Here is a 19,963-nt window from a genome sequence, read left to right as displayed (position 1 = left end):
TTTATACACTTTTTTATTGCGATTGATTTTCTTCAAGATCATCTTTTTTCTCGCGTTCCAGCTTGGCTTCTTTTTTACGTCTAGGCAGTATGATAGTAACCTTTGTACCAGAGTTGAGTTCGCTATCAACGTGAATTTTTCCCCTATGCTGCTCAACAATGATCTTGGCAATGGCCAGACCAAGTCCGGTGCCACCGGTTTTTTGAGGGTTGTCAGCCAATCTTGAACGGGACTTGTCAGCCCTGTAGAATCTGTCAAAAATATGGGGCAGATCTTCCGCTGATATGCCTATGCCGTTGTCTTCAATAGCGATTAGGGCATGGCGCTCAGACGTTTGGAGTTTAATCTTGATGTTGCCGCCATCTGGAGTGTATTTAATGGCATTGTCTATGAAAACACGAAAGGCTTGCTTGAGTTTCTCGCAGGATCCATAAAAGAGAAGGGACTCTGCTATTTCTGGCGAGATTTCGTGGTGGCTGTCAATCAGATTGGTTTCCTTGACCACTTCATGCATAAGGGTGCTCAAGTCAAAGGTGTCCATGTCCATTTTAAGTGTGCCCTTGTCGTTACGTGCAATAAACAAGAGACTCTCAACAAGGGACTGCATATTGTCAGCTTCTCCTTGTATGGCATCAATACTTTCCATGAGTATTTCAGGGTCTTCCTTACCCCAGCGGTCAAGCATGTTGGCATACCCTTTTATAACTGCAATCGGCGTGCGCAGTTCATGGGAAGCATCAGAAACAAATTGACGTTGTCTTTCATATGACAATTGAATATTATCCATCATTTTATTAAAGACCATGGCCAGGTCCTTAAGCTCATCTTTGGTTCCCCTTACATTGAGGCGTTTATCCAGACTGCTAATAGAGACATTTTGCACGTTCTTTGTCATGGTCTCAAGGGGAGCCAAATGCTTTGTTGAAATCCTTGAGGAGGAACGTATAGCCCATAGTATGAGCATAAAACTCATAAAGAGGGAAATGATTGTGATTCTGTCCAGGGTGGCCTGGGCTTCATCCATTGAGTATGAGGCCAGAAGTATCAAATCCTGATCATCCACCTTAAACCAAACCTGCTTGTACAACTTGTCTGGGAACTGGTATCTAAAGGGGGAAAATTCTTCCCTTTCTTCAGCGAGAACCCATTCTGGAAGAGGGTCTAGTGAACTGGCCACAGGTTTAAGATACTGGTCATAAATAGTGATATCCAGTCCGAGCAGGCCAAGTATATCTGAAAAATAGGCGCTGCTTTTTTCGCCGGAGTTGTTATTGGCCAGTTCAAGAATCATTTCTGATCGCTCGTTGAGATCATCAACAGCCCCTTGGTACAATGAAAATTTCAGGGAGCCGAAAATGACGATGTTGACGATAATAATAAGTTGTATCATGAAAAGGGCAAAACCCAGTGTCATTTTAAAAGTGATATTGAAGCGAAAGAGGGATAAAAAGGTATCAAAGCTCTTTATGTTTTCAAGCCATGACAAAAAACCTTGCCAGAAGGGTTGTAAATCCTCTTTGACACGGTCTTCAACAGAATCCGCCGCTTTTTGAGCGTTCTTTTCAAATTTCTTGACGGAATCATCCAGACTAATATTTATTTTGGGGGACCGGCGTTTCTTTTTATAAGGTCCCTTATACCTTTTGTGTTCAAACTTGTAATACTTTTTCTTATCCTTATGCATCATTCTCCTCTTTTACGAGATAGCCAACGCCTCGAATGGTATGAATCATTTTTATTCCGAAGGCATTGTCAATTTTTGTTCTTAGGTATCGGATATAAACATCAACAACATTGGTATCGCCATAATAGTCATAGCCCCATACCTCATCTAAAATTTGATCACGTGAGAGGGCTATGCCCTTATTTTGGACAAGGTACTGGAGTAAGTCGTATTCTTTTTTAGTCAGTTCAACAGACTTGTCCTCAAAGAATACAGCATGTTGCGATATGTCAATTTTAATGGGCCCACAAGAGAAAATCGTATGTTCTTGTGCAGGTGCAGCCCCCGTAAGTGGTCTTCTAAAAATTCTTCTTATACGGGCCAGCAGTTCTTCTATGGCAAAAGGCTTGGTTATGTAGTCATCAGCACCAAGATCAAGCCCCATGACCTTGTCCATGGTGTCATCCTTGGCAGTGAGCATTATGATAGGCACCTCAGATTCCTTGCGAATGCGTCGACAAACTTCCATGCCATTAAGGCCTGGTAGCATAATGTCTAAAATAATCAGACCGTATTCTCCACCAAGAGCCTTATCAAGACCGGAGCGCCCGTCATGAACTTTTTCCACTGTGAAGCCTTCATGCTTGAGTTCAAGCTCAACAAATCTTGCAATTTTTAGATCGTCTTCGACAATTAAAACTTTATCTTCCGTGAAACCATCCCCTTTTATACGCAGTCTTTCTTCCATTATATTTCTTTTTTGTGAAGAGACAAAGCCCTTTAGGCCATGTTCACAAATTATTGAACAGATCGTAAAAGGGCTCATGTAAGTTATTTAGTTTAGCAAACAATGTGTTTTGTCTTTAGGGGGACAGTGTTTGCCGAAATGACATATATTATGCCCCGACTAAGACTCTTGTGATTCATTTGCCTGTGCCTTGTTTTCTTCAGATTCGGGCTGTTTTTCACCAGTGAATTCTTCACGGATGGTGTCTTTGACCTTCTGGTCATCCATGACAGAATCACCATCAGGTTTGATAAGGGCAATGTGGTATCTGAACAAGACGGCAGCAAGTAGGGCAATTAAGGACATTGGCAGGGTGAAGACACCAACGACAAGGGCCACTGTGGCCGGTAAGTTTAAGAGGGTATCATCGTCTTTGTATATTTTAAAACGCATGCTGTGGACCTTTTTAACACCATCTTCTATTTTTTTACCATAGTCATTTTGTTGAGCGCGAGATCTATATGAACCATCTCGTCCAGTTCTTGAATGATTGTAGCTGTCATTGTCCTTTTTTATTTTCTCCTTGTCTTCAAGCCATATAAGTGCTTCTACAAGGTCGCCATCGCATTGTTCTAATGCCTCTTTGGCTTCTTTATACCCGACATTGGCTCTTTCCTTTAATAAATCGATTTTTTCTAGACTAATACTCATAATGGACCTCCTCCATAATCTTATTTATCACTGGGTCATTTTTATAAGACACTTGTAAAATGATAGGTGACGTTTTCAGGTTGCTCTATTGGCAAACAGTGAACTTGCTGTCTAAGCGTCTTGTTGTTTGACTTGTTATCTTGATCTACTTGTATAATACGACTTTGGACTTAATATTCACTAAGTATGAGATTAAAGTTTCATGAGAAGTATGGTAAAGTAAAAGTACACTTAAGTGGGTATGTTTTATAATGCCAAGCAATTGTACATTTCGTAGAAAAATAGAAATTAAAGTGAAAATTATAATAGAAAAACGAATATGGGGGGTGAGAGCGTGAGCAATAGCGTTCAAAAGCCAGAAGTAGAGGCACTGTTTTTTAAACGCATGATGCAGTTTTGTTTTGTGGTGGCTCTTGTAAACATTATTGGGAATATAATTGTTGGTTTGAGTTTTATCACAAATATCAAGTGGCTTATTCTAATGCCCTTATCCCTGGCCGGTCTTAATTTCACAGATGATGAATCTTTAAGACCTTGGTTTTTGTCGACCTTGTACTTATTTATTATATTTCTCTTTATTCCCAGTGGTTGGAAGACAACGGGCGGTTATAACTACCTGACGCTTGGTTACGTACTCCTTGTAGCTATGTCAATTGGGTTTTTATTAAAGGGCAAGTTACGGTTTATATTTGCTTTTCTTGAATTGGCAGTTTTTTTATTCCTAGTCTATTTTCAGTACCATGACCCCTTGTTTGTCACGCCTTTGCCAAACGAGGTTTTTCTAATGGATTTATACATTCAAACCCCTATTATATTCCTGACGGTTATATATATGTCCACTGTTTTTGCACAGGCTTATAGGAATGAAAGAAAGCAGATGAAAGTTTATAGTGAGCTTTTGGCAGAAAAGAATAGGACTCTAGAGATTATTACAAAAACGGATGAATTGACAGGTCTATACAATAGAAGATATATTTTTGAAAGGCTTGAAATGATAGTGAAGAGTGGTCAGGAAGCCGTTATTATAATGATTGATATTGATAACTTTAAGAGAATCAATGATGATTATGGTCACTTGGTCGGGGATGATGTTATAAAAACAGTCAGTAAGACGATTAAAGAGTCCGTGAGTCAAAGGGGACAGGTGGGGCGATATGGTGGCGATGAATTTGTTATTATTCTTGAAGCTTGCTTGGAAATCGATGCGCTAGAAATTACCCAAAGCATTCAAAATAAGGTTAAGGCACTTGATCTTGATATAGACAATCCAATAACCATAAGTGGTGGTATTGCAAAGCTTGAGAAATATGCAGATATTGATGCAGCCCTAACATCAGCAGATGAAATTATGTACTGGGTCAAGCAAAATGGCAAGGGGCAAATTGCAAATCAAGGCAAGAGGGACAAGAAGCGTTTTGAAGAAAAAAATTCCATTTCAGTCTCCTAGGAAAGAGAAATGGAGGATTTGTATTATAAGATTTATATACACTGAATATGAACATAAAAAAAGCGCCAATCCATTGATTGGCGCTTTTGCATGTATTTATAAGTATTAATACTGGGTGGTTGATGATTTTTAAAAGATGGCATTTTTTACATCGTACATATGGTAGTCAACGGGTAGTGTATCAACCACAATTTTACCAATTAAAGAATCGCTGATGTCTTGAGCCTGGTCAAGTGCAAATTCATTTTTGTCTAAGCGGTCAGTTAACACGGCACAATTTCCACTGACACAGACTTTTCCAAAAGCATTGCAAGTTAGGTTTGTTTTACCAGAAAGCACACGACCATCTTCAAGAATTAATAAACCATTATTCATTTGAGTTCCTCCTCTATTTCTGTCTCACAGGACAGCCTTAATACCAGGTGGGTTATTATACATTTCTCAGAATTATACCATATTCATGGAGAAATACAAGTAAAAATAATGTCCGAATTATGCTAAAGACAAGGCCATTTGGGATATATAATAGAGAGAAGATGAGTCCAGTAAGAAGTGGGCCGATAGATTAGAAAAGGAGGCTTTCTATGCGTATTGTGGATTTAACTCAAGTGTTTAATGAATCAATTTCTATATACCCTGGTGGCGAGGCACCTCTTATAAAAGACATATCCAGTGTGAAAGAAGACGGGGTGGCTTTAAAATCTTTGACTTTGGACAGCCATATGGGTACCCATATGGATGCGCCGTCACATATGATAGAAAACGGTCGCACTCTAGACCAGTACAGTCCCTCGGACTTTATAGGCAAGGCCCTTGTTATTGATGTTACCCATTTAACGGAAAGAATAGGCTTTGAAGACGTATTGCCATTTGGACCTTGGCTGAGAGATGTGAAGTTTGTCTTCTTCAAAACGGGATGGAGCAAACGCTGGGGCACACCAGAGTACGGGCAGAACTACCCAGCACTTACAAAAAAAGCAGCCAACTGGCTCTGTGAACAAAGGGTCAGGGGGATTGGCATTGATACCTTGTCTATTGATGGTATAGATTCTACGGACTTTCCAGTTCATAAAATACTTCTTAGGTGTGAAATGATCATTATTGAGAATTTAACGAACCTAGATCAATTGCCGGAATATGCCTTTGACGTGGCCTGCCTTCCAATGAAGATTGAGAATGCCGATGGCGCACCAGCGCGTGTGGTGGCTATGTTAAACGACTAAATCATATTTACGCTGGAAAGCATAAAACTTTCTAGCCCCCATGAGCATTTAAGAGACTGAGAGATTATTAATTCAGGCGTCTTTACTTAATAAAAATGAGGTTGATTCTTTAGAATCAGCCTCTTCTTATAAATGGGGGACTATTCTAGAACGTCCTAAAAGGCTTTCGTTTAAGTTAAGTCTTATATTTAATTAAGGTTCTCATCTAAGGTTTTCATCTAAGGCTTTTATAGACAAAGAAATCCACTTAAATCATGTATTTGGTGTACAGTCATTAAGTGGATTATATGATTATAAGTCATCTAATTTGTATGTTTTTCCTTATGATTCTGGATCCTTTTCAATGTCTTGATGTTCTAAATTGTACTCGTCGCAAGGCTCTGTGTCGCATCCATCCATTTTCATTTCGAAACGGCATTTGTCATTGGTGCATCTTCCATAGCTGCCTTCACCGAAGAATGTCATAACACTGCTGCAGTTTGGGCATACAGGTGCTTTTTTATTCATGAACATTCACTCCTCTATCATCTATAAGAAATTGTGAGATATTAAACTTATTATGAACATACCCCCAAAACTGTAAAAATCACATCTTGACGTAAAATGAAAGAGATTTTTTATATTTGTGTTTGTAATATTACAAGAATATTACAAAGTCTTTTTTACCCCACTTTTTCCCCACTAACATTCGTAAGCTATTAATGAACAGAGCAAAAGGGCGGGAAACCGCTAATATAAAAGGAGGAAGATGAATTGAAAATTTTTAAAAAAATTATGAGCTTAGGTTTGGTAAGTATATTGACACTGAGTATGGCAATGGGCAGTTTTGCCGATCCGGGTCCAAAGTGGTTTTTAAACCACGAGTACGATGAAGGTGATATTGTAAAGTTTAGAGGAGAGTTTTTCAAGGCGACTGAGGATCATGTTTCGTCACCTGACATCTATCCCGGAAACGAAGAGTACTGGACATCAACAGGTAGAGGCCCTGATTTTAAACGTGACGACGATTTAAACTTCAGAGATGGAAAGGGCAATGGAAACTTTGACAAGTTTGATGACTGGGATGACGATGATGATGACTGGGACGACGATAAAGATGACGACAGAGATGATGACAAAGACGAAGAGCCAGACATGGACAGCATTTATGAAGAAGATCAAGTAAAGGTATATTTTGAAATCAAAGATATTGATGACGAGGAGTATGAAGCTGTCATCACACTTTACAATGAAAAAGATGTGCCTGTAACAGACTGGTCTTTGACGTTTGAACTTGAGAATGACGAAGTGATTGAAGACGTAGATGATGCAAATTATGATCTTGATGATGATGAGATCACTTTTACACCAGAAGAAGACGAATCTATTATAGGACCGAAAAAGTCAGTGTCATTTGAGCTAAAGGCAGAATTAGATATTCTTGATGATGACGATGATGATTCGGACGAGGAAGAAGAACTGGATATTGATGATATTGACCTTCCAACAGATTTTGATCTTGACCTTACATTTGGTGAAGAAGAAACTGGTGCTGTGCTTGTTCTAGTCGAAACACCAGACTTTGACGATGATATTTTCGAACCGGAAGTGACGATTGGAAATGAAGAAAAGTCTATTGACTGGGGCGAGGAAGAAGTTTTTGACGAGCTTCTTGTAGGCCAAACATATGAAGTGGAAGCTGAGACTTACAAGGAAGATGGATATATCTACAAGCCTGAAATTGAAAATAAAAAGGTAACAGTCGATTCTGATGATTTTGAACTGGTCATCATAAGCTATGAAAGATTTGAAGTTGAAGATGAAACAGGCCGTGTTCTTGTATATGTTTTCAAGCCTCAATTTGATGAAGATCTTTTCACACCAGAAATTACTATTGAAGACGAAACAGAGACTATAGAGTGGGGATCTCATGAATACTTTGATGACATCACTGTAGGCACTGAACATGACGTGGAAGCTTTGACTTTCGAGAAGGATGGAAAAACTTACTATCCAGAATTCAACAGGGATGAAGTGGAAGTGGACAGTGAAAAGACAAGCTACGTTCTTATTAAGTACAAAGTGAAGTAATCATTCCCCTGAAAAACCCGTTTAAAGAATCTATCGTGTATTTGAAAAGGATTTAACACGTAGATTCGAAAAAATTACTAGATAAGCTGCTTAGCTTAAAGTGAAAGACAGCTTGTAAAATGAAATAGACAAAAGAATAAACAAGTGGAATTAATAAAGTGCCTTCAGTGACTCATATCGAGTTGTTGAAGGCACTTTTTAATGGGGTGCTACCATCTGTATTAGAGGGGATTTAGCCCCTTTATGCTTCAAGTTGTTCATACTCCGTATAGAGTTTGTTTAGTCGCTTCTCAATTTGAGCAAGTTTGCTATAAACATCTAAGTCTTGGTGTGTATGGAGTGTATCAACTGACGAGGTCTCGATTGCTTTAAACAGATCTGCTAGGGCTTTTTCATCAGCAATAATATCGGCTTCAACGTCTTCTTGTTTTCGGCTTTGTTTTTCACTGATATTTTCAGAGGTAGACTGTGTGTGTCTGTTTTTTTCTTGAAGTTCTTTAGCTGATTGACTTGTGTTTGATACTGTATTTGGCTCTATGTCTGCATTCATATTTTGAATGTAGGTTTTGTAAGTGTCATAATTGCCTTTAATGGTTTTAAGACATCCGTTATGAAAGGCTAGGACTTTGTCAACACAGTTGTTGAGGTAGTAGCGATCATGTGAGACTGCGATAACAGTGCCTCTAAAGTCATGGACAGCTCTTTCTATAGCCTCCCTTGATGCAAGATCAAGGTGGTTTGTCGGCTCATCTAAAATGAGTAGATGGGGGGACTTGAGCATGATTTCTGCAAGATAAACCCGGACACGTTCCCCACCACTTAAACTAGAAAGTGGTGTATCGACAGCATCTCCATAAAACTGAAATTTAGAGAGGTGCTGTCTAGAGTCGGCCTCTTCCATTCCGCTGACCATCATAATTTCATCTAAAACAGACAAGTCTTCATCTTCAAAGGCGACGCTTTGCCCTAAATAGCAGTAGTTTAACCATGAACCCAGCTTGAGTTCACCCGTGAAACTCTTGTCTTCGCCCATGAGCATTTTTAACAAGGTGGACTTGCCACAACCATTTGGACCAATAATACCGACCCTTTCTCCCCCAGCAATGTGGAAAGAAATATTCTGGAATAGGGTTCTTGTTTTGAAAGCCTTTGTGACGTTTTTTCCCCAAGCAATTTCCTTACTAATATGGCCATGCGCCCTTATTTTTAACTGGGGTCCACTTTTGCGTCCAAGGTGTTCCTTGTTTTTTAAGTGGCTGGAATGTTTCTTTAGGTCTTCTTCCATCTTTTCAATTTCGCGCATTCGACTCTTGGCCTGCTTGATTTTATTGTTGCTCAGGAGGTTTTCCACCTGGGCTTTTTTATCACGAAGGCGTATTTTCATATTCTTGCCTTCTTTAAGATAATAGGCCCGAATATTTTCTTTTTGAGTCATAAAGGTGCTGTAATTACAGCTTTTAATAAGGAGTTTTCCTCCATCTAGTTCAGCGGTTCGCGTGGTGACCTTATCAAGAAAGTACCTGTCGTGGGAGACTAGAAGAACGCCACCACTAAACCGCATAAGAAAGTCTTCAAGCCATTCGATTCCAGGCAGGTCTAGGTGGTTTGTGGGCTCGTCAAGTATAAGGAGGTCCGGATCTTCAATAAGAACTCGAGCCAGGGCCACCCGCATGCGCTCACCCCCACTGAGGCTTTCTAGGGGCCTTGATAGAGCGTCAGGAGACAGGCCAAGTCCCAGTAATGTCTTCTTGATGGTGCTTTCTAGAGTGTATCCATCCATGGCTTCATATTCATGAATGGCTCTTTCATACATCCGCATGACATGGTCAAAGATTTTGGGTGAGGCCAGGGTGTCTGGGTGGGCCATTTCCGCCTCTAGCTTCTTGATGCGCTGTTCAAGCTTTTGATGGGCATCAATATAGAGGGCATTTTGTCTGCCACTTGTGAGCTCGTCTGAATCCTGAGATAAGTAACCAATCTTGATGCCCTTAGCGGTAATAACCCGCCCTAAATCTGCGGTTTCTACTCCCATAGCGATACGCAGGAGGGTGCTTTTTCCTGTGCCGTTGTCACCAATAAGGGCGACCCGTTCTCTTCTTTCAATGCTTAAATCGATACCGTTTAAAACTGTTCGATTTCCAAATTCCTTTTCAATTTTGTGAAAATGTAGTAAACTCATATTTTTTTCCTCCGATTATGTTCTCTTCAAAGTGGATGACTTAAGAACTTAATGCGGAGCGGTCTATTTATATATACTTTATCCATGTTTAAAAAGTGTGAGAGCATGGTGTTTCAAAATCTGATGAGACGCTGTATGCTTTTAGATATTCATACTTGAAAAGCAAGTTCTATCTTTGAACACTGCTACTGATTTTGAACAGGTGGATATTTTGCCCTAAGGCTGATTTATGGACATAAAAAACTCCGCGACGAATAAAGTCACGGAGCCTACTCTTATATTTATAAAAAGACAGGGAATTTCACTTTTAAGCTGGCCTTGGCATAGGTAAATATTTCATGCAAAAGACCTTTCAATAGACCATTCAATAGACCATACAGTAGACCAATCAGAAAAACAGTCACGAATGAACAAAATCAGTTCTTTTGCACAAAGTGATTCTTTTTCAAGTAAGACTGAATAAATTCTATTTAATGCAGATCAAAGTGTGAAATTTGTACTTGTCTTTGTATAACCAAATAGACAATGCTGAATGTGGCCGAATTTGAACATGACAAATAGACGATGAAGCATGTCTTCAATCGCCTGCTGAAAATACGTGAAATCTTTAAAAATTGTATTTCAGCTCGGCTACTACCAACTATAAGCTCCGAATTAAGCTCACCGATTTTCGTTTTTCTAACAAACGAAGCTCATAGCTGGACAGCCAGCAGCTGGTGTGTTTTGGTGGATTCTAACCATTTTTCTACACCTCGTGGCAGTCTACTTAGTTATTGTTTACTTTAGTATCATATCATTAAACATTATTTAACGTCAATAGATACTTAACGTTTCTTCACGGGGTTCGGACACCAGGCAAAAGAGAGGCATTTTATTTGTGTTGAATCAAGAGGTGTTCTTTAAAGGGTTATAAGAAGGTTCAATACAAACAAATTCTGTATTAAGTAATTCGATTGTTCCATGCCTGATAATTTTGCTACAGTGGAAGTGGTGGCACCGCTTCGTAAGTACTTATTCATTTTAGAGAATGGACAAGCGGGCTGGTCCCCATGAAAATTTACTAGATTCGTAAGTTGTTAAACTCCTCATTTAATAACTCGGCAAAGTTCTATACAAGACTCAATCCAAAGAAAACTTTAAGGATTTTGCAAACAATCTAAGACTATGAAAGGGCTGATAAGGCATTTTCATAGTCTTTTTGTTTTTTGTGGCTCAATTGACATTTCGAAAAGCCTTCATATAATAAGGGTATAAGTGACAAAGGAAAGAGGATCAATATGAAAATTACAGTGATTTCTGTTGGGAAGATAAAAGAAAAGTACTTTACTGGAGCCATTAACGAGTATGCTAAAAGGCTGACCAAGTACTGCAAACTAGAACAAGTAGAAGTGCCCGATGAAAAGGCGCCTGAGAACCTGAGCGAAAAGGAAATGGTTCAGGTCAAAGACAAGGAAGGCGAACGAATTCTAAGCAAGATCAATGACCAGGCCTATGTGATTGCCCTCGCCATTGAAGGCAAGCAAATGACCAGTGAAGGTCTTTCAGAACATATTGAAAAGCTCGGCGTGAGTGGCAAGAGCCACATTGTCTTTGTGATTGGTGGGTCCCTTGGTCTTTCAGACAAGGTTCTAAAGCGGGCCAATTATAAGCTGTCTTTCTCAAGGATGACATTCCCCCACCAGCTTATGAAGGTTGTTTTGCTTGAGCAGGTTTATCGGGCGTTTCGAATTGTTCGGGGTGAACCTTACCATAAGTGACTGCGGTTTTTTGCTAACGAGAAATTAAGATTGTGCAAACCATATCAAATGAAGTGATTTTTATTAGCTTTGTAATAAATACAAGTATATGTGTAAAGAAGTAAGAACTTGTCAAAACTGAATGTTGTTTTATTGTGAGACTGGATCAATAATTATTGATATAATATTGTGGAAAGTCTTTAGTTTTGAATTGAGAATTGATAGAATGTAAAAGAACGTATGTTCTGGAAACTGCTTAGATAGAAAAAGTAGGAACCATAGATAACATTGAGCTGAATGAAGGGATGATATAGAATGGCAGTTGAGACTTTAATACTAAGATTTAGAGATCTGAGTACATCAAGTGGCGACACAATTAAGCTCCACAAAAGAAAAATCAAAGATAACGGATTTGTTTGGTGGGGATGGTGGAATAAATCATTTGAGAAGATTCCAGCAAATACTTTCATAGAATTAAATTCTAAAGGGGAAGACTTCGAAGTATTCTTGTTTGATGCTGGTTCATTAGAAATGTATAAGGCAAACTGTCAGCAAATAATATCATCTCAAGGAAAAGACCCTGTAAATTCACCTAACGAAAAATGTACTCCTGAGTATTATTCCGATACAGGTTATATGGCTTGGTTTAAGTTTAGCAGCATTGAAGAAATTGATCCATCAGAGGTGTTAGGCAAGTATTCATATATAGAAGTAAAAGAATTCTACAAGGAAGAGATTAGTCACTATGAACCATTTGATAGCAAAGTGGTCATATCAGTAGATGAATTACGCTACCAAGAGAGAACTATATGGTTTGTAAGGAAAAGTATCGAGTCTGATTCGAAAACTGAGATTGTTCTGTATACTCCATACAGTTCCAAGTCTGAAGATTTTATACCACATACAATAGATGCAGAGAATAGTCGATTTTTGTGGCTTTCAGATTTACACTTTAATTCTACAGCGGATGAGCAAGTAAAAAGCAATGATCTATCTTCTGTAGATTTTAGTGATGCTTTGGACAAGTATGTTGATGGAAATAATAAGCCAATAGGCTCTGTCTTAATATCAGGTGATTTTACAACAAAAGCTGCCCCAGAAGAATTTGATGCATCAAGAAAGTTTATTGATCGTATAAAAGTAAAAAATAGTTTGAAATATGAACACTTTGCATTCTGTCCTGGGAATCATGATTTTAAATTTATTCCTAAAGGAGAGGATGGAAAGTTAGAACAGTTTGAACGAAGAGAAGTAGATCCTGAAAACACAGAGAATTATAGAGCTTTTTATGAAGAAGTTTTTGGTAAGGAACCGAATAAGTTTTTTGCTCTAGGGAGAAGGTATTTAGTACAGAACACGATTCCTGTTGAAGTTGTTGCATTAAATTCACATGTATTGCAACAATTTGACGGTCAATTTAGAAGTGGTTATATATCTTCTGAGCAACTTCAACTGGTTGAAAATAGGATGGGGTGGACTAACAAAGAGAAGCTGAAGCCATTTAGAATAGCTGTATTACATTATAATCTTATCCCTGTCGATTATAACCTTGAACACACAATTGAAGAAGGCGTTAATGTACTGATTGATTCTGAGCAGTTCATTAGATGGCTCCTTAAGAATGATATTAACTTAGTTCTACATGGTCATACTCATCAATTTTTCCATACAAAAATTGGTCGATCTGAAACTCTTGATAATGTGGATTATAAAGAAGTATCAATTGTTGGAATGGGGAGAACAGGTAATGAAGCTTCTGTTAAAGATGCTAGTAGCAAAAATAATTTTGCAATCTTAGAGTTTGAACAGGACAAATTAATTGTAGAATTCATTGAGGTAAATAAAACTGATACGCCAAATGGTAAGCATAGAATTTCAATTGATTATTAAGGAGGCTTCTGTGTTAATAATTACCGATTTAGATAATACGCTGTATGATTGGGTAACATTTTATGCTAATAGCTTTGAAGCTATGATTAGTGAGCTTTCAAATACATTAGAACTTGACTCAGAAAGTTTATATAAAGAGTTTAGAATGATCCATCAAAAGTATGGTAACTCTGAAAGATCATACACAATATTTGATATCTCATCAGTACTTGAAGTAACTAGCAGTATGAACAAACTTGAAAAACTTGATTACCTAAAGGAATCATTAGATGCATTTAATTCAACTAGAGATAAATTTTTGAAACTTTATGGGAGTGTATATAAGACACTTGAAAAGCTTAAGAATGATGGACATACTATAGTTGCTCATACTGAAGCTATGGATGTAAATGCATTAGATAGACTTGAGAAGTTAGGAGTTCTTGACTTTTTCACAAGAGTTTATGCTACTAGTAGTGAGAAAGTAAGACACCCAATGAAAACGGATGAACTTCTTAAGAAACATCACTCTAAGATTGTATCTTTATCAGGTAATGTTAAAAAACCAAGCGTAGAATCAGTAAATTTAGTATTATCTACTGAAAAGTATTCAGCAAGTGAGGCCGTATATATTGGTGATAGTTTAATAAAAGACATTGCTATTGCTAATAGAGCAAATATTACATCGGTATTAGCGAGTTATGGAAAAGTATATAGCAAAGAACTATGGGAGGTTCTTGTAAAAATTACTCACTGGACCGATGAGGATGTGAGGAGAGAAGAGGCACTAAAGTTGGAGTTTAAAAATACAAAACCTACTTATATTATCAATGAGTTTGGTGAGCTAATTCAGATAGTATCTAATAAATCAAAGCTTTAATGATGAGATAATACGCCAATTATTAGTATGGGGTTATTGAGGACTGACTAAATTCAATTGACTAGGAACACTCTTTTTATGAGTGTTTCTTTATTTTGCAATTTAATTAGTAAAACTTGAAATATGATGCTTTTAAAATGAGCGTAGTAGTCTTAAATTTGTGATTGCTGGTTGGACTGGAGTACTCGATTGATATTACCTTGAAACAACGAACGATGTTGATGATGTAGTGATAGTTTTTTGATGCCTGCCACTAAGGATGTTAGGTTAAACGATGAGTTTGAGAATTCGTCTGATAATCTTCTCAAAGGTAACATATAAAAAATGGATTTTCTGGGATGACGAAGATGATACAGAAATTACTACTTATGAATTTAGGAAGATACTCTTGAATGAACGTGAAATGCGAGTTGGTCCAATAGTTAAGTATGTCCGTCATACCATAAAAGCTTTTGTATGCTTTGTTAAAGAAAGCCAGATTAAAAAGTTATAAGAAATAGTTATAGACTTTCCGAAAATTACAAGTTGAAAACTGAATATATTATGTGGATCGATGACATTGAATATAGGATAGAAGAGTATATGAGCTTAGCTATCAAAGTGTTTAACAAAAAATCAGAGAAAGATGTATGTTCTGGTCAAGTAAAATTGTAATACCATGTGCTAGTCTGAATACCTCGCCTCAAATGGTGTAAGGCCTCCATTGAAAGAATGTGGTCTTCTGTGGTTATACCAGTCAAAAATATACTCATAAACACCTTGGTTGAGATCAGCATCATTTTCGAAGGTGTACTGATAAATGAACTCTGTTTTCATCGTATTGTAGAAACGTTCCATAGGTGCATTATCATAGGGATTTCCAGCCCTGCTCATGCTTTGAGTAATGCCATTATCCTTACAATAATTAATGAAGTCTCTTGAAGCGAACTGCGACCCTTGATCGCTATGAAAGATAAGATTGTCATCAATGTTGTTTGATGACAGAGCGATTTTAAGCGTTTCAATAGCAAGATTTGAATCAATCCATTTACTGTTTAAGCTCGAAACAATGCTTCGGTCATATAGATCAATAATGCTGCAATTATACCGTTTTGCACCGTTCTTAAGTCTTAAGTATGTAAAATCTGAACACCAGACTTGGTTTCGATTTTTACAACTAAAATTCTGATTAAGTATGTTTTCGAAGATATGATGGATATACCCTTTTCTATAAGGCTGCTTCTTGCGCCTTGTTATTGCTTTTATTCCCATTTCACGCATATAGGCATAAACTGTACCATAAGAGCACTCGACGCCTTTTCTGAGAAGTAAATCACAGATCATACGATAACCGAGTGTGCCATTATGCTGGTGGTATAAATTCTTGATTTCCTGCTGTAAATTCTTCTTTTGCTTCTTATAAGTTGCTTTTCGATCTTTAAGGTAGTTGTAGTAGTGGTTAGGATGTAATCCCAGTTTATCTAGCAACCAGTTTACGCCATATGCTAGATGGTATTTCTTGATAAACTCATACTTTTTTAGTCGATTTCCTTCGCAAAGAATGCTGCTGCCTTTTTTAAGAAGTCATTCTCCTTTTTTGCTTCAGCAAGTTCTTTCTTAAGGCGTCTAATCCCTTTCATTTGATCAGTTTCATTCTTAAGTCTTGGATCTGTTTCGCATTCTTTACGGTGTTTATCAAGCCAGTATCTAAGTGTACCACTACCTAAGTTGTATTCAGCTGTTAAGCTTTTTATAGTCCGACCTTCTTCTAGATGCAGACGGATGATCTTCTCTCGAAGAACTGGATCATACTTTGGTTTTTTCATAATCATAACCCCTTTTCAAGTTTGAATTATATCATCAAACTCGCTCATGGTGTTACAACTTAACTATAGCAGGACAGGGAGCGGAGTATGTTCATCTAAAAGTGTACGTGCAGAGTACGCTGAGAAACTGGTTCTTGAAGAGTTGCATCACCTAGTTAGTGACGATACATTCCTGAAAAAGATCGTCGATGGGGTTAATGAAAAACGTGTAAACAGCATTCTTCCACTGGAACAGGAAATCGATCAGATCAGAAAAACCATTAATACGGTCAGAGGCAAGCAGGAAAAGTACTTTGATATGCTGGATCAAGGCATTATTGACAATGATATGATCAAAGGTCGACTTGAAGAACAAAACAAGCAGATTGAGTCGCTGATGAACAGTGAATCAGTATTAAAGGAGCGTATAAAGAACCATTCGAGTAGTCCACTGGAATATGATTACGTGAAGGATAAGCTTACATTGGTGAATCAGTTCGTAGGGTGTACTGACAACGACCAGATTAAGACACTGCTTCATCTGATGATTGATGAAATCGTTGTGAGAAAGGACAGTAAGATAAACCAGATTACAATTGTATGGAACGATCAGGTACAGAGCTTTATTGAGGCCTCTTCTTCAGAAAATGGAGAAGGGGCTTTAATGATGGGGAAGAGAGTTTTACTTATTCCGTTTGTACTCGAAATTGTGTTGTATGTGAGATTCTAAAGTCGACTTATGATGAAGTGAGTGTGAAAACATCTATCAGAAATGGGACTGCGATCGGAAGTAATCTGTATAGGGGTTTTATAAAGCCTCTTCTGCAGTTTGCTAAGAAGAGGCTATGGTATGTTAGATAAAGAGTTAGGAATTAGAGTCATTGATTGATGATGATTTAGTTTTTCCAATATGTTTCAAAAATTTGAAAACAATTTCGTTATCCGATTCAGTTAACTTAGATGTAGATGCAGAGATCGATTCTTGACGGATGAGATTCAATATTTTTCTTACCTCTCCTTTATCTTTCTTTTCAATAAAAGTCGAGTGTAAGTAGCTCTGATCATCAATGATGGTCAAGTTCGTAGAATCAATTACTAACATATCTAATATGTCTGGATTTACCTCTTCTCGTTCTATTAGGGCTTTCAATTTGTCCGAATCAATAAAAAGTCCTTTACTGTCGATTTTCAGAAGTCCTTTTAGCCAGCGTTCATGCGTCTCTAACTTAAGTTCATTTGAAATTGGTTTGCTTGAGAGAACAACTTTGTTCATACATGGTTTTTTTACGGCGTCAGATGAGAGGGATATCATAAATCCAACGGCACCATAAAATGTTGTAGTTTCTACATCTGGATCAAAAAGTAAGATGTTTATCTCTTCTAGAGTGGCACTTTTGACTGTAATTTTTCCAGCATATTTTGTTGGGTTAAGTTTCAAGTACCCAGAGTACGTTTTGTTATAGTGTACAAACTCAAGTGTGACTGGTAATCCTTCCGTTTTTAAAGTGGGCGTGATTTTTAACCTGCATTCTTCTATTCTCTCACCATCAGTTTTGTCAAGAAAATACAAATAGAAAGGTTGTTTGTTAGAAAGGTACTTATTATATCGTGATATTGGTGTAAAGAGTTTTACTTCGTTAAGGTCTGTATATAAGAGTTGGTAGATTGTTATGTTAAAAATCTTACAAAGAGCAAGAATGAAACGAAGTGGAGGGGGTTGGATTGGGTTGAACTTTATCCATTTCTTTATGGTGCTAGTTGAATAGTATTTTTTAGTACCATTGTTTCCGATGATATTATTTTGGATAATTTCATAAAATAAATTTGAGTTTTCCGCGTTACTTTGGCCCGATAGTGATTCGACAAATTGGTTTTGAATAGTTATGATATTTTCTTTAGCGGTTGACATTAGTTGATTATAGTCAGAATCATTGAAAATACTATATTCTGATGTGTAATTTAAATTCATAAACACCTCCTGATAAAGTTCTTTAATACTACGACGTAGGTTTCTAAATATTCATGATATTTACGTATTATTTGATGTTATGAATATTCTGAAATTATACTATTTCAATAATATTACAATGTTTGATAATGTTATGTCAAATGAAAAAATAATGTTTGTTATAACTGATCAAGCAGTGTTTATTCTAGAAATTAGGAGGGTGTTAGAAGTGTTAAAAAGATACTTAGAAGCAATAAATTTCTTTGAAGTGAACATGATAAAAGATCACGTTTCAGATAAAATGTGTCAAATTACAGAAATGGAAGTAGCATTTTTAAATGCTATATTCGTGGATTTAGATAGTTGTGTATTAGATGTAATGTGTGGCTACGGCAGACATGCAAGTTCCCTAAGCAAAAGAGGATATAAAGCGATTGACGGAATTGATTTAAATGAGTACAGAGATAAAATGCAGGATGGATTTAATTTCATATTAGGAGACTTTTATACATGGGAACCTGATGAAAAGTATAAGTATATATATTCATTATATAATTCTTATTCTAATAGGCGAGATTTTCAAAATCACATAACTAAATGTATGAGTTTGATAGATACTCAAGGAATTTTCATAGTGGATGTGTTTAACAGAGCTTATCGTGAAAGATTTCCAAGATTAACATCAAGAACTGTATTTGAAGATCGTGAGTACAAAATTGAACTTGCACGAGAGTATCACTCAGGTGTTGAACGTTCAATATATAAGATAGTGAGGAATGATGAAATACTCAAAGAATTTGATTTTTCTCAAATATTTTTGTATGAAAATGAATTAGAAAAGTTGATGCCGAGTAATTATGATTATGAAATAATAACTTCGTCAATAGCGAAAACAAGATCTAATGATGAGAAAATTGTAGTTATTCTGAAAAGTTAAGGGGGGTTAATTATGGGAGTCGCTCATGAATTGATTGATGATCGTAATATTGAAGTGAGCCATGTTGGAATTATGGAATATTTTGTTCCAGTAATTTTTCTTAATGGTAACGACAGATATGAAACAATGGTTAAATTTGATTGTGGAGTATCTCTTTCTGCTGAAAAAAAAGGCGCGAGATTAAGTAGAATTATTGAATCAATAGATAGTAACCTTGCATTTCAAGAAATACAATTAAGAGATTTGGGGGATGTTGTAAAAACGACAGCTAAGTTGTTAGAATGCAATAATCTTGATTTTAAAATGGAGTTCGATATTGCTTTTTCTTTAGTAACACCAGTAAGTAATAGAAAAACATACTTGAACAGTACTATAAATATTCAATATAAGTTGAATGGAAATATTTTAGTGAGAAAAATTTCAATGACATCAAATGGTGCAATGCTCTGTCCTAATTCAAAACTGATTTCGGAATATGGTGCTCATAGCCAGAGGTGTGAAATGAAGTTTACTCTCGAAGGTGAAATTGAAGAGATTAATATTAAGAAATTGATTATGAAATCAATGGAAGCATTCAGTTGTGAAGTATATGGAGTAGTAAAAAGTGTTGATGAAAAAGTTATGACTGAAAAAGCTTATGACAACCCTAAATTTACTGAAGATTTAATAAGAGATGCTTTATTAAAGTTAAGAGAAGAGTTTCATGAGGGTAGGATAATAGTTGAGGTGAAGAACATTGAGACAATTCATCAACATAGTGTTCGTGCAATTGGCGAAATTCAATGAAAT

At 36.9% G+C, this 19,963-nt stretch carries 17 protein-coding genes; 9 read left to right on the top strand and 8 right to left on the bottom strand.

The window, feature by feature from the left end:
* Positions 1–13: 13 nt before the first annotated feature.
* From ACQ4KW_RS21305 to ACQ4KW_RS21295, 3 genes are all read right to left on the bottom strand, one after another.
* Complete coding sequence (locus ACQ4KW_RS21305; RefSeq protein ID WP_430884452.1) at positions 14–1,684, bottom strand: ATP-binding protein; 1,671 nt, start codon at positions 1,682–1,684, stop codon at positions 14–16.
* Positions 1,677–2,411 (bottom strand): response regulator transcription factor, encoded by a 735-nt coding sequence (locus ACQ4KW_RS21300; RefSeq protein WP_430884451.1) that lies wholly within the window; start codon positions 2,409–2,411, stop codon positions 1,677–1,679. Before ACQ4KW_RS21300 ends, ACQ4KW_RS21305 begins: the two co-directional genes overlap by 8 nt.
* 159 nt (positions 2,412–2,570) lie before the next feature.
* Entirely contained in the window at positions 2,571–3,101 is a 531-nt protein-coding gene (locus ACQ4KW_RS21295; RefSeq protein WP_430884450.1) for a DUF4342 domain-containing protein, read from the bottom strand.
* Positions 3,102–3,435: 334 nt separating this feature from the next.
* On the opposite strand from ACQ4KW_RS21295, the gene ACQ4KW_RS21290 reads away from it, so the two are divergent.
* Positions 3,436–4,548 carry a GGDEF domain-containing protein gene (locus ACQ4KW_RS21290; RefSeq protein WP_430884449.1) on the top strand — a complete coding sequence of 371 codons (1,113 nt, stop codon included), beginning with the start codon at positions 3,436–3,438 and terminating at the stop codon, positions 4,546–4,548.
* Between the two features lie 129 nt (positions 4,549–4,677).
* On the opposite strand, the gene ACQ4KW_RS21285 is transcribed toward ACQ4KW_RS21290, so the two are convergent.
* Entirely contained in the window at positions 4,678–4,923 is a 246-nt protein-coding gene (locus tag ACQ4KW_RS21285) for a hypothetical protein (protein ID WP_430884448.1), read from the bottom strand.
* 209 nt (positions 4,924–5,132) lie between these two features.
* Here ACQ4KW_RS21285 and ACQ4KW_RS21280 point away from each other — a divergent pair, with 209 nt between their 5' ends.
* Complete coding sequence (locus ACQ4KW_RS21280) at positions 5,133–5,771, top strand: cyclase family protein (RefSeq protein ID WP_430884447.1); 639 nt, start codon at positions 5,133–5,135, stop codon at positions 5,769–5,771.
* Positions 5,772–6,092: 321 nt separating this feature from the next.
* On the opposite strand, the gene ACQ4KW_RS21275 is transcribed toward ACQ4KW_RS21280, so the two are convergent.
* A complete protein-coding gene (locus ACQ4KW_RS21275) occupies positions 6,093–6,278 on the bottom strand; it encodes a hypothetical protein (protein WP_430884446.1) in 186 nt (61 codons plus the stop codon).
* A gap of 246 nt (positions 6,279–6,524) precedes the next feature.
* Between ACQ4KW_RS21275 and ACQ4KW_RS21270 the strand changes: the two genes are divergently transcribed.
* Positions 6,525–7,841, top strand: a complete 1,317-nt coding sequence (locus ACQ4KW_RS21270; RefSeq protein ID WP_430884445.1) for a hypothetical protein — start codon at positions 6,525–6,527, stop codon at positions 7,839–7,841.
* 241 nt (positions 7,842–8,082) lie between these two features.
* Here the strand turns inward: ACQ4KW_RS21270 and abc-f are convergent, their stop codons facing one another.
* A complete protein-coding gene (gene abc-f, locus ACQ4KW_RS21265; protein WP_430884444.1) occupies positions 8,083–10,020 on the bottom strand; it encodes a ribosomal protection-like ABC-F family protein in 1,938 nt (645 codons plus the stop codon).
* A 1,277-nt stretch (positions 10,021–11,297) separates the two neighbouring features.
* On the opposite strand from abc-f, the gene rlmH reads away from it, so the two are divergent.
* The 3 genes from rlmH to ACQ4KW_RS21250 all read left to right on the top strand — a co-directional run bounded on the left by rlmH (position 11,298) and on the right by ACQ4KW_RS21250 (position 14,505).
* Positions 11,298–11,777, top strand: coding sequence for a 23S rRNA (pseudouridine(1915)-N(3))-methyltransferase RlmH (rlmH, locus tag ACQ4KW_RS21260; RefSeq protein ID WP_430884443.1), 480 nt, complete (start codon positions 11,298–11,300; stop codon positions 11,775–11,777).
* A 294-nt stretch (positions 11,778–12,071) separates the two neighbouring features.
* A complete protein-coding gene (locus tag ACQ4KW_RS21255; RefSeq protein WP_430884442.1) occupies positions 12,072–13,646 on the top strand; it encodes a metallophosphoesterase family protein in 1,575 nt (524 codons plus the stop codon).
* Between the two features lie 10 nt (positions 13,647–13,656).
* Positions 13,657–14,505, top strand: coding sequence for an HAD family hydrolase (locus ACQ4KW_RS21250; RefSeq protein ID WP_430884441.1), 849 nt, complete (start codon positions 13,657–13,659; stop codon positions 14,503–14,505).
* A 663-nt stretch (positions 14,506–15,168) separates the two neighbouring features.
* Here ACQ4KW_RS21250 and ACQ4KW_RS21245 read toward each other — a convergent pair.
* Positions 15,169–16,316 (bottom strand): IS3 family transposase gene (locus ACQ4KW_RS21245; protein ID WP_430884440.1). Its coding sequence is split into 2 segments (ribosomal slippage): positions 15,169–16,055 and positions 16,055–16,316, totalling 1,149 coding nucleotides; the frame shifts between segments, so codons are not numbered across the junction.
* 40 nt (positions 16,317–16,356) lie between these two features.
* On the opposite strand from ACQ4KW_RS21245, the gene ACQ4KW_RS21240 reads away from it, so the two are divergent.
* Positions 16,357–17,019 carry a hypothetical protein gene (locus ACQ4KW_RS21240; protein ID WP_430884439.1) on the top strand — a complete coding sequence of 221 codons (663 nt, stop codon included), beginning with the start codon at positions 16,357–16,359 and terminating at the stop codon, positions 17,017–17,019.
* Between the two features lie 135 nt (positions 17,020–17,154).
* On the opposite strand, the gene ACQ4KW_RS21235 is transcribed toward ACQ4KW_RS21240, so the two are convergent.
* On the bottom strand, positions 17,155–18,258 hold the full coding sequence (locus ACQ4KW_RS21235) for a hypothetical protein (RefSeq protein ID WP_430884438.1): 1,104 nt from the start codon (positions 18,256–18,258) through the stop codon (positions 17,155–17,157).
* A gap of 118 nt (positions 18,259–18,376) precedes the next feature.
* Between ACQ4KW_RS21235 and ACQ4KW_RS21230 the strand changes: the two genes are divergently transcribed.
* Both ACQ4KW_RS21230 and ACQ4KW_RS21225 read left to right on the top strand, forming a co-directional pair.
* Positions 18,377–19,174 (top strand): class I SAM-dependent methyltransferase, encoded by a 798-nt coding sequence (locus ACQ4KW_RS21230; protein WP_430884437.1) that lies wholly within the window; start codon positions 18,377–18,379, stop codon positions 19,172–19,174.
* Between the two features lie 12 nt (positions 19,175–19,186).
* Positions 19,187–19,960: a GTP cyclohydrolase, FolE2/MptA family gene (locus ACQ4KW_RS21225; RefSeq protein ID WP_430884436.1), complete on the top strand. Its 774-nt coding sequence runs from the start codon at positions 19,187–19,189 to the stop codon at positions 19,958–19,960.
* The last annotated feature ends 3 nt before the right edge of the window (positions 19,961–19,963 follow it).

It is taken from the genome of Tianxiuia mixotrophica, from assembly GCF_050596425.1.
Lineage (GTDB): Bacteria > Bacillota > Clostridia > Peptostreptococcales > Acidaminobacteraceae.
The sequence above is the reverse complement of the archived record's forward strand: the minus strand, read 5'-3'. Positions and strand labels throughout refer to the sequence as shown.

Excerpts from the sequence above, each read along its gene's own strand:
- ACQ4KW_RS21305 (WP_430884452.1), bottom strand. The coding sequence starts at position 1,684 with ATGCATAAGGATAAGAAAAAGTATTACAAGTTTGAACACAAAAGGTAT.
- ACQ4KW_RS21300 (WP_430884451.1), bottom strand. The coding sequence starts at position 2,411 with ATGGAAGAAAGACTGCGTATAAAAGGGGATGGTTTCACGGAAGATAAA.
- ACQ4KW_RS21295 (WP_430884450.1), bottom strand. The coding sequence starts at position 3,101 with ATGAGTATTAGTCTAGAAAAAATCGATTTATTAAAGGAAAGAGCCAAT.
- ACQ4KW_RS21285 (WP_430884448.1), bottom strand. The coding sequence starts at position 4,923 with ATGAATAATGGTTTATTAATTCTTGAAGATGGTCGTGTGCTTTCTGGT.
- ACQ4KW_RS21280 (WP_430884447.1), top strand. The coding sequence starts at position 5,133 with ATGCGTATTGTGGATTTAACTCAAGTGTTTAATGAATCAATTTCTATA.
- ACQ4KW_RS21275 (WP_430884446.1), bottom strand. The coding sequence starts at position 6,278 with ATGAATAAAAAAGCACCTGTATGCCCAAACTGCAGCAGTGTTATGACA.
- abc-f (WP_430884444.1), bottom strand. The coding sequence starts at position 10,020 with ATGAGTTTACTACATTTTCACAAAATTGAAAAGGAATTTGGAAATCGA.
- rlmH (WP_430884443.1), top strand. The coding sequence starts at position 11,298 with ATGAAAATTACAGTGATTTCTGTTGGGAAGATAAAAGAAAAGTACTTT.
- ACQ4KW_RS21255 (WP_430884442.1), top strand. The coding sequence starts at position 12,072 with ATGGCAGTTGAGACTTTAATACTAAGATTTAGAGATCTGAGTACATCA.
- ACQ4KW_RS21240 (WP_430884439.1), top strand. The coding sequence starts at position 16,357 with ATGGTGTTACAACTTAACTATAGCAGGACAGGGAGCGGAGTATGTTCA.
- ACQ4KW_RS21235 (WP_430884438.1), bottom strand. The coding sequence starts at position 18,258 with ATGAATTTAAATTACACATCAGAATATAGTATTTTCAATGATTCTGAC.
- ACQ4KW_RS21230 (WP_430884437.1), top strand. The coding sequence starts at position 18,377 with ATGTTTGATAATGTTATGTCAAATGAAAAAATAATGTTTGTTATAACT.
- ACQ4KW_RS21225 (WP_430884436.1), top strand. The coding sequence starts at position 19,187 with ATGGGAGTCGCTCATGAATTGATTGATGATCGTAATATTGAAGTGAGC.